The 13,882-nt window shown below is 73.6% G+C and carries 12 protein-coding genes; 7 read left to right on the top strand and 5 right to left on the bottom strand.

Annotated features, from left to right (window positions below; translation table 11 throughout):
- Nucleotides 1-79 precede the first annotated feature (79 nt).
- Both G7063_RS00470 and G7063_RS00475 read right to left on the bottom strand, forming a co-directional pair.
- On the bottom strand, nucleotides 80-1,312 hold the full coding sequence (locus G7063_RS00470; RefSeq protein ID WP_166412592.1) for an MFS transporter: 1,233 nt from the start codon (nucleotides 1,310-1,312) through the stop codon (nucleotides 80-82).
- Between the two features lie 124 nt (nucleotides 1,313-1,436).
- Nucleotides 1,437-2,042: a LysE/ArgO family amino acid transporter gene (locus tag G7063_RS00475; protein WP_240916137.1), complete on the bottom strand. Its 606-nt coding sequence runs from the start codon at nucleotides 2,040-2,042 to the stop codon at nucleotides 1,437-1,439.
- Between the two features lie 55 nt (nucleotides 2,043-2,097).
- Between G7063_RS00475 and G7063_RS00480 the strand changes: the two genes are divergently transcribed.
- The 3 genes from G7063_RS00480 (at nucleotide 2,098) to G7063_RS00490 (ending at nucleotide 4,308) form a co-directional block, all read left to right on the top strand.
- A complete protein-coding gene (locus tag G7063_RS00480) occupies nucleotides 2,098-2,970 on the top strand; it encodes an ArgP/LysG family DNA-binding transcriptional regulator (protein WP_240916138.1) in 873 nt (290 codons plus the stop codon).
- 121 nt (nucleotides 2,971-3,091) lie between these two features.
- Complete coding sequence (locus G7063_RS00485; RefSeq protein ID WP_166412594.1) at nucleotides 3,092-3,937, top strand: hypothetical protein; 846 nt, start codon at nucleotides 3,092-3,094, stop codon at nucleotides 3,935-3,937.
- Between the two features lie 92 nt (nucleotides 3,938-4,029).
- A complete protein-coding gene (locus tag G7063_RS00490; protein ID WP_166412595.1) occupies nucleotides 4,030-4,308 on the top strand; it encodes a GNAT family N-acetyltransferase in 279 nt (92 codons plus the stop codon).
- Between the two features lie 89 nt (nucleotides 4,309-4,397).
- Here the strand turns inward: G7063_RS00490 and pgm are convergent, their stop codons facing one another.
- Entirely contained in the window at nucleotides 4,398-6,080 is a 1,683-nt protein-coding gene (pgm, locus tag G7063_RS00495) for a phosphoglucomutase (alpha-D-glucose-1,6-bisphosphate-dependent) (RefSeq protein ID WP_166412596.1), read from the bottom strand.
- 104 nt (nucleotides 6,081-6,184) lie between these two features.
- Here pgm and G7063_RS00500 point away from each other — a divergent pair, with 104 nt between their 5' ends.
- Nucleotides 6,185-7,015: a DUF5926 family protein gene (locus tag G7063_RS00500; RefSeq protein ID WP_166412597.1), complete on the top strand. Its 831-nt coding sequence runs from the start codon at nucleotides 6,185-6,187 to the stop codon at nucleotides 7,013-7,015.
- A gap of 360 nt (nucleotides 7,016-7,375) precedes the next feature.
- A complete protein-coding gene (locus G7063_RS00505) occupies nucleotides 7,376-8,137 on the top strand; it encodes a glycosyltransferase (RefSeq protein ID WP_166415123.1) in 762 nt (253 codons plus the stop codon).
- 62 nt (nucleotides 8,138-8,199) lie between these two features.
- Here the strand turns inward: G7063_RS00505 and G7063_RS00510 are convergent, their stop codons facing one another.
- Nucleotides 8,200-10,389, bottom strand: coding sequence for a hypothetical protein (locus tag G7063_RS00510; protein WP_166412598.1), 2,190 nt, complete (start codon nucleotides 10,387-10,389; stop codon nucleotides 8,200-8,202).
- Nucleotides 10,390-10,449: 60 nt separating this feature from the next.
- Complete coding sequence (locus tag G7063_RS00515; RefSeq protein WP_240916139.1) at nucleotides 10,450-11,565, bottom strand: diacylglycerol kinase family protein; 1,116 nt, start codon at nucleotides 11,563-11,565, stop codon at nucleotides 10,450-10,452.
- 121 nt (nucleotides 11,566-11,686) lie between these two features.
- Between G7063_RS00515 and serS the strand changes: the two genes are divergently transcribed.
- Both serS and G7063_RS00525 read left to right on the top strand, forming a co-directional pair.
- A complete protein-coding gene (gene serS, locus G7063_RS00520) occupies nucleotides 11,687-12,976 on the top strand; it encodes a serine--tRNA ligase (RefSeq protein ID WP_166412599.1) in 1,290 nt (429 codons plus the stop codon).
- Nucleotides 12,973-13,863, top strand: a complete 891-nt coding sequence (locus G7063_RS00525) for an HAD family hydrolase (RefSeq protein WP_240916140.1) — start codon at nucleotides 12,973-12,975, stop codon at nucleotides 13,861-13,863. The genes serS and G7063_RS00525 overlap by 4 nt, the downstream gene beginning before the upstream one ends.
- The last annotated feature ends 19 nt before the right edge of the window (nucleotides 13,864-13,882 follow it).

A 13,882-nucleotide genomic window follows, 5' to 3' on the forward strand; every position in this document is an offset into this window, starting at 1 on the left:
TCGGGCTGCGGTCGCGACGTCGGGGGCCGACTCCGTCCGTGGTGGGACGGCGCGGGTCCTCCCGGGGGAGGACCCGAGGTCAGTGCGCGGCGACCTCGACGTCCCCGGACCGACGCGTGCTCGAACGCCGCAGCACGGGCGCGGACGCGACGACGAGCAGCGCGCCGAGGCCTGCCGCGATGATCGCGACGATGAAGCCTGCGTGCGCGCCCGCGGCGTCGATGCGCGAGCCCGCGATCGACGAGCCGAGCGAGACGCCCACGCCGAGCGCCGTGCCCACGTACGTGAGGCCCTCGGTGAGCTGGGTCTGCGGCACGACGAGCTGCACGAGCCCGTTCCCGCCGATGAGCGACGGCGCGATCATGAGGCCGGTGAAGAACATGAGCCCGGCGAGCGCCCACAGCGAGTCGACGAGCGGGAAGAACGCGACGCCGCCGGCGAGGCCGAGCATCGTCACGACGAACCGCACCCACAGGGGCGTCACCCAGCGACGGACGCCGTACCAGAGGCCCGCGACGAGCGACCCGCACGCGAACACCGCGAGGATGACGCCGGCCGCGCCCTTGTTGCCGTGCTCCTCGGCGAACGCGATCGTCGCGACGTCGGTCGCGCCGAAGACGCCGCCGAGCGCGACGAACACGAGGACGAGCGAGACCATCGCGCCGAAGCGCAGGACGGTCGGCTGCCGCTCCTCGCGCGTCTGCGGCGTGGGGACGGGCTCGGAGTCCTTGAGGGAGAGGAACCAGTAGCCGCCGACGAGCATCGCGACGACGGGGAAGACGATGCCCGCCCACGGCGTGACGGAGGTCGCGAGCCAGGTCGCGAGGACGGGGCCGATGACGAAGACGACCTCGTCGAGCGACGCCTCGAGCGAGTAGGCGGTGTGGAGCTCGTGGGGGTTGCCGCCGACGAGCTTGGACCAGCGGGCGCGCACGAGCGTGCCCATCGAGCCGATCGTCGAGCCGCCGAGGGCGGCGATGACGTAGAGCGCCCAGGCGGGGGCGTCGAGCACGGACGCGACGACGAGGCCGGAGATGCCGCTCGCGGAGATCGCGAGGAGCGGCCGCATGACGCGGGCCTGCCCGTAGCGGTCGATGAGGCGCGCGATCTGCGGCCCGCAGACGGCCTGAGCGAGGACGTAGACGGCGGAGACGCGTCCGGCGAGGGCGTACGAGCCGTGGAGCCCCTCGATCATGAGGACGATGCCGATGCCGACCATCGCCATGGGGAAGCGCGAGATGACGCCTGAGATCGAGAACTGTGCTGCGCCCGGGCGCGCAAGGATCGCCCGGTAGGGCCCGCCGATTGCCATTGGCTGATTCTCTCACCCGTCAACTGGTCTCATGCGGTGAGATTCGACACCCTCGGCTCCCCGACTCGTAGGTCCCCAGCGCCGTTCGACGGTGCTGGGGACCAACGAGCCACAACGCGGCGCGTCAGCCGAACGCGAGCATCGCCGCGACCACGACCATGACGACAGCGACGACGCCGTCGATGACCCGCCACGTCGCCGGCCGGTCGAGCACCCCGGAGAGTGCGCGCGCGCCGAGCCCGACGAGCGTGAACCACACGAGGCTCGCCACCATCGCACCGCCCGCGGCGACCCAGCGCAGATCGCCGAAGCTGTTCGTCACGGTGCCGAGCATGACGAGCGTGTCGAGGTACACGTGCGGGTTGAGCAGGGTGACGGCGAGCGTCGTGAGCGCGACCGAGCGCGCGGGCCGGGCCGCGCTCGCCTCGAGGTGCTCGCGCGACGTGAGCGCGGAGCGCAGCGACATCGCTGCGAAGAAGAGCAGGTAGGCGACGCCTCCCCAGCGCAGCACCTCGAGCGCCCACGGCGCAGCGTCACGCAGGACGCCGAGGCCGGCGGTTCCGGCGGCCATGAGGACGACGTCCGCGCCGACGCAGATCGCGACGACGAGCCCGACGTGCTCGCGCCGCAGCCCCTGCCGCAGCACCCATGCGTTCTGGGCGCCGATCGCGACGATGAGGCCGAGGCTCGCGAGGAAGCCGGTCGTGAGGGCGGTGAGGGTCGTGGTCACGGGCCGACGGTAGGCGCCGGACGGGTGTGAAGGCGAACGCGATAATCTGTATGCCGTGAAGCAGTTCTTCATCAGCCCTGAGCAGCTCGCCGCGCTCGCGGCGATCGACGACGAGGGCTCCTTCGAGGGCGCCGCCTACGAGCTCGGCGTGAGCACGTCGGCCGTGAGCCAGCGCATCCGTACCCTCGAGGCGTCGCTCGGCCGCATCCTCGTGCGCCGCGGCACGCCCTCGACCGTCACGCCCGACGGCGCACCCGTCCTCCGGCATGCGCGCCAGCAGGCGCTCCTCGCCGCGGAGCTCGCGGACGAGCTGGGCGGCGTCCCCGCGGGAACCGGTCCCGTCCCGCTCGCGGTCGCGGTCAACGCGGACTCGCTCGCGACGTGGTTCCGCGGCGTGCTCGTCGCCGCGGGCGCGTGGACGGACACGTTCCTCCAGGTCGTCGCGGACGACGAGGGGCACGCGGTCGAGCGGCTGCGCAGCGGCGCCGTCATGGCCGCAGTGGCGACGGACCCGACGCCCGCCCCCGGCTGCCGTGCCGAGCGCCTCGGCGTCGTCCGCTACAGCCCGCGCGTCCACCCGGACCTTCTCGCGCGGCACGACGTGCGTGGCCCGGCCGACGTGCCGCGCCTGCCGGCAGTGCGCTTCGACACGAAGGACGGCCTGCAGGACCTCGCGCTCGAGGCCGCGGGCCAGCCGCGCGCAGGCCGAGGGCCGGCGGTCCCCAGCCCCGACGGCTTCGCGGCGGCTGTCCGCGCGGGCCTCGGCTGGGGCATGCTGCTCGACCCGCAGGTCGCGGACGCCCCCGAGCTCGTGCCCGTCCCGGGCCTCGCGCCGGTCGAGCGGGAGCTGTTCTGGCAGCGCTGGACGATCGGCTCCCACCGCCTCGACCGCCTGACGGATGCGGTCCGCGAGGCGTTCCCCGGCTGAGCGCAGCCCTGGGCGGGGTTGCGTCAGATGCCCGTTCTCGAGGTGTCGTCGCAGGTCAGCGCTGTTAGCGTCGGCCCGGTCGCCGCCCGGCGACGTGCCCGACGTGACATGGAGGACACGGATGAGGACGAGGACGATCCTGGTGACGGCGGTAGCTGCGGCTGCCATGCTCGCAGGCTGCAGCGACGGTCCCGGCCCGACGGCGTCGGGCGACCCGTCGTCGACCGGGAGCGCGCCCCAGGCGGGCGCGGCCGGAACCCCGAGCGCAACCCCGGGCGGCACCGCGCCGAGCGCGACCCCGTCCGATGCCGCGACCGAGGTGCCGGCAGCCTCCCGTGAGGTCCCTGCCGAGTGCGCCTCGCTCGCGCTCGCCGGCGGCGCGACGTACTCGGGCGAGGCGCTCGGCGCGTGCGTCGCGGAGGCGCTGCCGAGCTACGGCTCGGGCCGCATGCGCATGTTCGGCGACGATCTCGACGGCACCGTCGCGTTCACGTACACCCCGGCGTACTCGTTCTCGGTCGAGGGCAAGAACGCCGGCGACACCATCCGCATGACGTACAACGACGGCGAGGTCTGGGTCGACCAGGGCGACGGACCCGTCCGCGGCGACGTGAAGTCCGAGAAGCAGGAGGAGATGCTCGCGGGGTTCGTCGCCGAGATGTACCGGTCCTACTCGGACCCGGCGATGTACGCGGACCTCGTCCGGTCGTCGAAGGGCTGGACGGCGGACGCCGGGACGAAGGCCGTCGAGCTGCCCGACGGCTCGTCCGTCGACTCGTTCCGGATCGTCAGCGACAAGCCGTTCACGTGGCACGACGCGCCCGTCGACGAGTACGTCCTCGAGTTCGGCGCGGACTGGGTTCCGGTGAGCGCTGCGGCGACGATGTCGGTGCTCGGGCAGTCGTCGACGGTGACGCAGCACTTCTACGACCTCGGCACGGACATCACGATCACGCCCCTGGGCTGACCCGCTCCTCCGACGTGTAGCGCATCTGCACGCTGCCCCGGTGTGCAACAGCGCTACGAGTCGGGGAGGGCGGCGTGCGGTTGGATGGGGGGATGGAGATCACCGTCGTCCACGACCCCGACCTCGAGCTCTTCGAGGCGCGCTCATCCGCCGGCGACCGCGTCGGCGACGTCACCTACCGTCGCGACGGCGACGTGTGGGACCTCGTCGGCACGCACGTCCCGCCCGAGCTCGGCGGCCGCGGCATCGCCTCGGCGATGCTGCGCGACGTCCTCGCGCAGATCCGCGCGGTCGACGGGAAGGTCCGCCCGACGTGCCCCTTCGTCGTCGCGTACCTCGATCGACACCCGGACGAGGCGACGCGCGTCTAGCGCGCGGCCGGAACCCCGAGACGTCTGTGGGGGCTGGCGCACACGATCCGTGTGCACCAGCCCCCACAGACGTACCGGGACGGCCAGGCTCAGCCGAGCGCGTCCGCGACGACCTGCTTGGCCTCCTCCTGCACCTGCGTGAGGTGCTCGGCGGAGACGAAGGACTCGGCGTAGATCTTGTAGACGTTCTCCGTGCCGGACGGCCGCGCGGCGAACCACGCGTTCTCGGTCGTCACCTTGAGGCCGCCGATGGCCGCGCCGTTGCCGGGCGCGGCGGTGAGCTTCGCGGTGATCTCCTCGCCCGCGAGGTGCGTCGAGCGGACCTGCGCGGGGTCGAGCGCGCCGAGCGTCGCCTTCTCCTCGAGGGTCGCTGCGGCGTCGACGCGCGCGTACCAGCTCTCGCCGTAGGTTGCGACGAGCTCGGCGTGACGCTGCGAGGGGCTCTTGCCCGTGGTCGCCTGGATCTCCGAGGCGAGCAGCGCGAGGAGGATGCCGTCCTTGTCGGTCGACCACACGGTGCCGTCCTTGCGGAGGAACGATGCGCCGGCGGACTCCTCGCCGCCGAAGCCGACCTCGCCGGAGAGCAGTCCGGGAACGAACCACTTGAAGCCGACGGGGACCTCGAGGAGGCGTCGGCCGAGGCCGCCCGCGACCCGGTCGACGAGCGCCGAGCTCACGAGCGTCTTGCCGATCGCGGCGTCGGGACGCCATCCCGGGCGCGCGCCGCCGTAGAGGTGGTCGATCGCGACGGCGAGGAAGTGGTTGGGGTTCATGAGACCCGCGTCGGGCGTGACGATGCCGTGGCGGTCGGAGTCCGCGTCGTTGCCGGTCGCGATGTCGTACGGCGCGGCGCCGCCCGCGGCGGGGCGCATCGTGTGGACGAGGGACGCCATGGCGTTGGGGGAGGAGCAGTCCATGCGGATCTTGCCGTCCCAGTCGAGCGTCATGAACGCCCAGCGCGGGTCGACGTGCGGGTTGACGACGGAGAGGTCGAGCCCGTACCGCTCGCCGATCGCGCCCCAGTACTCGACGGCCGCGCCGCCGAGCGGGTCGGCGCCGATGCGCACGCCCGCGGAGCGGACCGCGTCGAGGTCGAGGACGGAGCCGAGGTCGTCGACGTACGCCGAGAGGTAGTCGTGCTTGCGCGTCGTCGGGGCAGCGAGCGCAGCCTCGTAGGACACGCGACGGACCTGTCCGACGCCCTGGGCGAGGATCTCGTTGGCGCGGGCCGCGATGATCTTCGTCGCGTCGGAGTCGGCGGGGCCGCCGTGCGGCGGGTTGTACTTGAAGCCGCCGTCGCGCGGCGGGTTGTGCGACGGGGTGACGACGATGCCGTCGGCGAGGCCGGGGCCGTGCGTGACGACGCCCGCGGCGGTCGTCGCGCCGTTGTGGAGGAGGATCGCGTGCGAGACGGCCGGGGTCGGCGTCCACGAGTCGCGGGCGTCGACGCGCACCTCGACGTCGTTCGCGGCGAGGACCTCGAGCGCCGAACGGAACGCAGGCTCGGACAGCGCGTGCGTGTCACGGCCGATGAAGAGGGGGCCGTCGGTGCCCTGGCTGCGGCGGTACTCGACGATCGCCTGCGTGGTCGCGACGATGTGTGCCTCGTTGAAGGCGCCGTCGAGGCTCGAGCCACGGTGGCCCGACGTCCCGAAGACGACGCGCTGCGCAGGGTCGTCGAGATCGGGCGCGCGGTCGTAGTACGCGGCGAGGAGGGCGTCGACATCGATGAGGTCGTCGGGCAGGGCGACGGTTCCGGCACGTGGATGCATGCTCCGATCCTGCCACTGTGACGCCACCCACGTCGTGCCCCGTCCGACCCTTGCGCAACAGAAGGCAACCGTTGCAGGGCCGCGGCGTCGGTACGCTGGTGCGCATGGCGAAGAACTCCTCCCCCGCGCTCGTGCTGCGCCCGTTCGAGAACCTCCCCGGCGAGGCCGACTGGGTCGCCCTCCGCGAGATCGTCCCGGCCGCGACCGCGACAGTCCGCACGACCGCCGAGCACGGTGCGCGCGACGTCGTCGTGACGACGTCGCTGCCCGACGGCTGGCCCGCGTTGCACCGCACCGACGGCACCGTGCTGCTCGCGCTGCAGAACGTCCTCGGCGGCGGCGACCTGTCCCGCACGCTCGCGGCGAACCTCCTCGCGATCCTCGACTCGGAGCCCGGCACGTCGCTCACGCACGTCGAGTCGCCGGCCGACGACGCGCCGCGCCTCCAGGACGTGCTCGACCCGTCGGTGCCGTTCACGGTGACGCTGCACGACGGCTTCGACTACTGGTTCGGCGCCGACCAGACGATCGACGGCGACCTGCGCAAGGCGCTCGACGACGCCGCCGAGACGATCATCCCGACGGAGCCGCTCGCCGGCGTCGACTCGGCGTACCTCGCGACGTTCGGCAAGCGTCGCTACCTGCGCTGGTCGATGGCGGTCGACGAGGACCGTCTCGTCGACGGCGTCGCGCGCCTCCACGCCAAGCGTGAGTCGGCGCTCGGAAAGTCCCGCTTCCTCGGCATCTTCCGCGCGTGCGGCATCGTCGTGCCCGTATGGGACGTCGCGGACGGCGCGACCCTCGAGGAGATCGAGACGCTCGCCGAGGAGATGCGCCCGCGTCTCGAGGCCGCGATCGCGAGCTCGGAGCCGCTCACGTCGGACGAACGTCGTGCGCGCGCGGGCATCGTGGCGCGCCAGGTCTCGCTGCGCTGAACCGCTTGCACGCTCCGCGCTGACGCGCGGTTCCGACCCGGAGGTCCGGAGCACCGTTCGATGGTGCTCCGGACCTCCGAGTCGTTCCGGGTGTGCGACTCGTAGGGTGCGAGCACCGTTCGATGGTGCTCCGAACCTATGAGTCCCACGGTCAAGCGGCTCCGGGGGCAGCCCAGCGAGGGATTTTGCGTTGTCTTGACGCTTGGGCCCGATTCTGCATCGGTTCGTGGTCTCCACTAGGCTGTGGCTGTGGAAAGCGCGCGTGGCCCCGAGAGTGCCGACGACGACCGCGGCCCGGCTGACGACGACGTCAGCGAGCCGAGCGGACGCCCTCCCGCGCGCGATCTCAGCGAGCTCCCCGTGGCCCGCACTCCGCGTCCCTCGACCGAAGCCGCGCGCGGCCGCCAGCGGGTCGCCGTGGTCATCCCTGCGAAGGACGAGGCCCGCCGCATCGCGGCCACCGTCCGCGCTGCCCGTGCGATCCCGTACGTCGACATGGTCCTCGTCGTCGACGACGGCTCGGTCGACGACACCCAGCACGTCGCGCGCGAGGCCGGGGCCGTCGTCGTCCGGCACCCGCACAACCGTGGCAAGGCCGCGGCCATGGAGACGGGAGCGAGCGTCGTCGCGATGCGCGACGCTGCCGACCGTCCCCCGCGCCTCCTGCTCTTCCTCGACGCCGACCTCGGCGAGACCGCCGTCAACACGGCTCCGCTCATCACCCCGGTCCTCAAGGGGGCCGCGGACATGTCGATCGCGCTCCTGCCGCCGCAGCCCGGCGCGGGCGGCCGTGGCATCGTCGTCGGCGCCGCACGTCGTGCGATCGCGAGCCTCACCGGCTGGACGCCCACGCAGCCGCTCTCGGGCCAGCGCTGCCTCACGCGAGAGGCCTTCGAGGCCGCGACGCCGCTCGCTCGCGGCTGGGGCGTCGAGACCGGCATGACGATCGACCTCGTGCGGCAGGGCTACGTCGCCGTCGAGGTCCCGTGCGAGCTGCGGCACCGCGCGTCCGCGAAGGACCTCAAGGGCAACATCCACCGCGCGGCGCAGTACCGAGACGTGCTTCTCGCGGTCAACGCGCGCAAGGTGAAGTCGGTCTTCCGCCGCGCCCCCCACGCCTGACGCCCGCACCCGACCCGTAGTGCTCCTGCGCGCTCCCGGGTGAGGGGCCGTCGGCGCGTCGGCTACGCCTCGGGCGTTGCCGCGTCGTCGGCCGCCGCGCCCGCCAGAGCGACCTCGTCGAGATGCCGCGTCCACGTGACGAGCACGAGCGGGACGAGGAGCGCGAGCCCCACGAGCGGCACGAGGATCCCCGAGTCGTTGACCGCGAAGCCGAGAACGAGCGACGTGCTCGCCCCGGCGAGCGCGGCGCCGAGCAGCGGCTGCACCGCGACGGCCTCGCGCACCGGCTCGGTCGGGAAGACGTGCCACCGGAAGCCCGCCCAGAGCAGGGCGACGCCGACGAGGACGCCGACGAGCGCGAGCGGCGACGTGAAGAGCCCGCCGACGTTCTGCGAGAGCTTGCGCGCCACGACGTCGAGACCTTCGCCGTCGAGCACCTGCTGCACGAACGCGCCGAGGTGCGTGCGCGCGGCCGCGGGGCGCAACCAGTCGGCCAGGGCGAAGAGGGACACGACGAGCGCGCCGGAACCGAGGACGGCGACGATGCGCCGCCACGTGAGCCGCACGCCGGCGACGATCAGCATCGTCACGGCGATGCCAGGGACGAGCGCGGGCGGCCCGCCGAAGTCGGCGCCGAGCGACGGCAGGCCGTCGACAACCAGGACGACGAGCCCGACGAGCCCGACGACGAGGGCCCCGAGCCGCCGACGCCCGCGGGCGACGAAAGGCGCGGCGAGGGCGACCCCGACCACGGGCGTCGTCGCCGCGAGCAGCGCGAACGTCGTGTTGTTGACGCCGTAGAAGCGGCCGGCGACGAGCGCCTGCGTGCCGATGACGCCGTTGAGCTGCAGGCGAGAGCCTGTGACGACGTCGGCGAGGAGCACGAGCGTCGTGAGGCCCGCGACGAGCCCGGCCCCGCCGAGCGGGGCGCGGGCGATCGGCCTCGTGCTTGCGAGCGCCGCGGTGGCGCTCGCAAGCACGACGACGACCCCCACGAGCGTGAGCCACGGGATCTGCGTGCGCCACCACGGGACGAGCGGTGCGAGCGTCGCGGCGAGCGGCACCGAGGCGCCGACGAGCGCAGCGGTGTGCAGGAGGCGCGCCGTCCGGGGCGACGATCCGGCGAGGGGGCGCCGCCGCACGAGGATCCCCGCGAGGACAATGGGTGCGATGACGAGGAGGGCGTAGCCGACGTAGTGCGGGCTCGTGAGGCTGCGGACCTCGACGGTGCGCAGGGACTCGTCGCGCAGCGCCGCGATCGCCTGGGCGGCGGGGCGGCCGGGGCCGGTCGCGGCGACGACGGCCCCGGTCGTGCGGACGCCCGCGTCGGCGCCCGCGACGGCGAGGAGCGTGCGCGCCCAGTCGGCGGTGATGACGTAGCCGGGCTGCCGGGTCGAGGGGCTCGTGAGGGTCGAGCCTGCGGCGGGCGATCCGACGCCGGGGCCTGACGCGGCACCGATCTGGAGGCGTGGCGCCGTGAAGCCGTCGGCGACGGACGCGACGAGCAGGGTGGTGGAGGTGCCCGCCTCGCGGGAGGTGCTGTCGAGGGCGTCGCGCACAGCGGTGGCGGCCTGCTCGACGCGGGCGAGGGACGTCGTCCGTTCGGCGGGCGTCGTGCCGCGCACGTCGCCGAGGTCGACGACGACGACATCCGCGTGCGTGAGGGCGTCAGCCGTCGCGGCGGTGAGCGCTGCCGGGTCCGCCGGGTCGACGGGTGCGTAGCTGCCGTCGAGGAGCCCGTCCGTCCCGGCGAGCGCGATCGCGGCGCCGGGTCCGAGCGCGGCGGTCGTGCGGCCGGCGGCGGCGAGGGCGTCGCCGACGGTCCCGGGAACGGCGCCGTACGAGCCGCGGGCGTCGACCGACGTGTAGACGTCCCACGCGGGGATGCGCCTGTCTGCGCCGGGGCCGGTGAGCGCACGGCAGCTGCCGAACGGCAGGAGCTCCGCGTCCGCCGGGTCGGCGGCGAGGTCGGCATCGACGGCGCGTGTCGCGGAGGAGACGGAGAGCCAGCCGTCGGCGGGGCACGTGAAGGACCGCAGCGAACGGACGACCGTCGAGCCGAGCGCACCTCGGGTCGCGAGGTCGTGGAGCGCGGGCGTCGTACGCGGGTCGACGTCCTCCCACTGCAGCCCCGTCGTGCCGACGAGGACGACGTCCGGGCCGGGCGCCGCGCTCGCGGGCGCCGCCTGCGCGGCGGTGGCGGGCAGGGCGACGAGGCCCGCGGCAAGGACGCTGAGGAGGAGTGCGCGCACGGCCCCCAGCCTACGGGCCGTGATCCTCCCGGCCCGGTCCGCGTCCTGGGTGGACGTGCGTCAGAGGGTGAGCGCGCGTGGTACCCGGACGAGGAGATCGGCGTGGTCGACCCGGCACTCGATCGCGGTGGCACGGCCGACCGGATCGCCGTCGACCTGCGCCTGCGCGCCGTCGGGCACGCGGACCGCGATGCTGCGGCACTGCGTGTGGTCGATGCGGCCGATCCGGTTGGTCGCGAGGGGCTGCACCCCGAGGCCCTGCATGACGACCTCGCCGAAGAGCTGGGCCCAGCCCGCGACCCCGGCGCGCGTGTCGATCGCGGCGACGTCGAGGATGCCGTCGTCGAGGAGCGCGTCGGGCAGGAGCGTGATGCCGCCCGGCAGCCTGCCGCAGTTGCCGACGAGCAGCGTGCGGAGCTTCATGGACGAGCGACGCGTGTCGTCGAGGAGGACGCGTGCCTCGAGGCGTCGGCCGTGGAGGTGGCGGATCCCGCCGAGGAAGTAGGCGATCCATCCGACCTTCGCCTTGAGGGTCGTGTCGGTGTCGGCGATCATCGCGGCGTCGAAGCCGATGCCGGCGATGACGAGAAAGATGTGCTCGGAGCCGACCTCGGCCGCGTCGTCGCCCGCGGGAGCGTCGGTGACGCGGAGCCAGGCGACGTCGATCGCGCGATCGCGTCCCTCGAGGGCGATCTCGAGGGAGCGGGCGAGGTCCGTCACGGGGATGTCGAGGTTGCGCGCGAGGAGGTTGCCGGTGCCGACGGGCAGCAGCCCCATGGGCACGCCGGTGCCCTGGAGCGTGGTGGCGACGGCGCGGACGGTCCCGTCGCCGCCGGCAGCGACGACGACCTCGGCACCGGCCTCGAGCGCGGCGCGGGCCTGGCCCGAGCCCGGGTCCTCGACCGTCGTCTCGAGCCACAGCGGCTCGAGGCCGAGGCTGCGGCACGCCTTCTCGACGGGTGCGCGGAGCTGGGCGACGTCGGGCTTGGACGGGTTGGCGACGAACGCCACGAGCCGACGCGGCGCGTCGGGGACGGGTGGGGACGTGACCGCCAGGTGCGGCCGGTGCGCGAGGTGGCGCGAGCGCCACGTGAGCAACGACAGCGCGAACGCGCCCGCCGCCAGCCCGACGGCGAGCACGATCCAGAAGATCTCCCATCCCGACATCCCGCCCATGGGGCGACCATATCGCCGCAGCCCGTCGGGCACCTCCCGTCCTCACCCCCCGTCTCGTCCCCGCACATGTTCCTGGCGCCGGAGGGGTAGGCCGGGGGCGGCGGACCGATATCCTCGTGGGGTGATCGATCTCAAGCTCCTGCGTGACCAGCCCGACGTCGTGCGCGCCTCCCAGGTCGCGCGCGGCGACGACCCCGCCCTCGTCGACGCGGTGCTCGACGCCGACGCGCTGCGCCGATCGTCGCTCGCGGAGTTCGAGGAGCTGCGCGCCGAGCAGAAGGCGCACGGCAAGAAGGTCGCGCAGGCGGCGTCGCCCGAGGAGCGCGCGGAGCTGCTGCGCCACACCAAGGAGCTCGCGGAGAACGTCAAGGCCCGCGAGGCCGAGGCGAACGCCGCAGGCGCGCGCCTCGACGAGCTGCTCATGCGGATCTCCAACGTCGTCCTCGACGGCGTCCCCGCCGGCGGCGAGGACGACTTCGTCGTCGTCAAGGAGGTCGGCACGCCGCGCGACTTCGCCGCGGAGGGCTTCGAGCCCCGCGACCACCTCGCCCTCGGCGAGATGCTCCGCGCGATCGACACCGAGCGCGGCGCGAAGGTCTCGGGCTCGCGCTTCTACTACCTCACGGGCATCGGCGCGCGCCTGGAGCTCGCGCTGCTCAACGCGGCGGTCGCCAAGGCGCTCGAGCACGGCTTCACGCCGATGATCACGCCGACGATCGTCAACCCGGAGATCATGCGCGGCACGGGCTTCCTCGGTGCGCACGCGGACGAGATCTACTACCTCGGTGCGGACGACCAGTACCTCGTCGGCACGTCCGAGGTCGCGCTCGCGGGCTACCACTCGAACGAGGTCGTCGACCTCTCCGAGGGGCCGCTGCGCTACGCGGGCTGGAGCGCCTGCTACCGCCGTGAGGCCGGCTCGTACGGCAAGGACACGCGTGGCATCATCCGCGTGCACCAGTTCCACAAGGTGGAGATGTTCTCGTACGCGCGCATCGAGGACGCCGAGGCCGAGCACGCGCGTCTGCTCGCGCTCGAGGAGGAGATGCTCGCGCTCGTCGACCTCCCGTACCGCGTCATCGACACGGCGGCGGGCGACCTCGGCTCGTCGGCCGCGCGCAAGTTCGACTGCGAGGCGTGGCTGCCGACGCAGCAGCGCTTCCTCGAGCTCACGTCGACGTCGAACTGCACGACGTTCCAGGCGCGCCGTCTCGGCGTGCGCGAGCGCGTCGAGCGCGACGGCCGCAGCGAGATGCGGGCGGTCGCGACGCTCAACGGCACGCTCGCGACGACGCGCTGGATCGTGGCGATCCTCGAGAACCACCAGCTGCCCGACGGCTCGGTGCGTGTGCCCGAGGGGCTCCGGCCGTTCCTCGGGGGCCTCGAGGTGCTCACCCCGGCGGGCGCGTGACGTCTCAGGGCCCTGCGCCGCGGCTGCGCTCGGCGTCCGACTATGAGCGCTTCGGCGACCCGCTCGACCTGCCGCGGCTCGGCGCGGGCGAGCGGTTCCTCGTCGCGCTCGACGTCGACGGCACGATCATGTCCGAGGACGGCTTCGTCTCGGCGGAGCTCAGGCGTGCGGTCGCGCTGCTGCGTGCGGAGGGGCACCACGTCGTGCTCGCGACGGGCCGTCCGCTCGTCGCTCTGCTGCCGGTCGCTGCGGAGCTCGGGCTCGTCGGGACGCCGCTCGTCGCGGCGAACGGCTCGGCGACGGCGGTGCTGCGCGAAGACGGCTCGTTCCGGCTCACCGATGCTGTGACGTTCCGGCCGGAGCGAGCGCTCGACGTGCTGCTCGCTCGGATGCCGGCGACGTTCTTCGCGGTCGAGGAGGTGGGTGTCGGCTACTGGGTCGGCGCGGACTTCCCCGAGGGCACGATCATGGGTCGGCAGAAGGTCGTCGACCTCGCGCTGCTCGAGGGCGTCGAGACGACGCGGATCTGCGCGGTCGACGCGGGCGAGCACGACCCGCGCCTCGACGCGGAGCTGGCGCTCCTGGGGCTCGACATCGTCCACTTCACGATCGCGGGGACGCGCTGGCTCGACGTCGCGCCGCACGGCGTGACGAAGGCGTCGGCGCTCGAGGACCTGCGGGTGCGGCTCGGGGTGCGCGCGGACGCGACGGTCGCGGTGGGCGACGGCGGCAACGATGTCGAGATGCTCGGCTGGGCGGCTCAGGGCGTCGCGATGGGGCATGCCACGGCTGACGTCGTCGCGGCCGCGGACCGCGTGACGGGACCGATCACGGACGACGGTGCGGTGCCGGTTCTCCACGACGTCCTCGTCGCCGGCCGGGGCTGATCCGGTGGCCGGGTCGCGC

The organism is Sanguibacter sp. HDW7, from assembly GCF_011300875.1.
GTDB lineage: Bacteria > Actinomycetota > Actinomycetes > Actinomycetales > Cellulomonadaceae > Flavimobilis.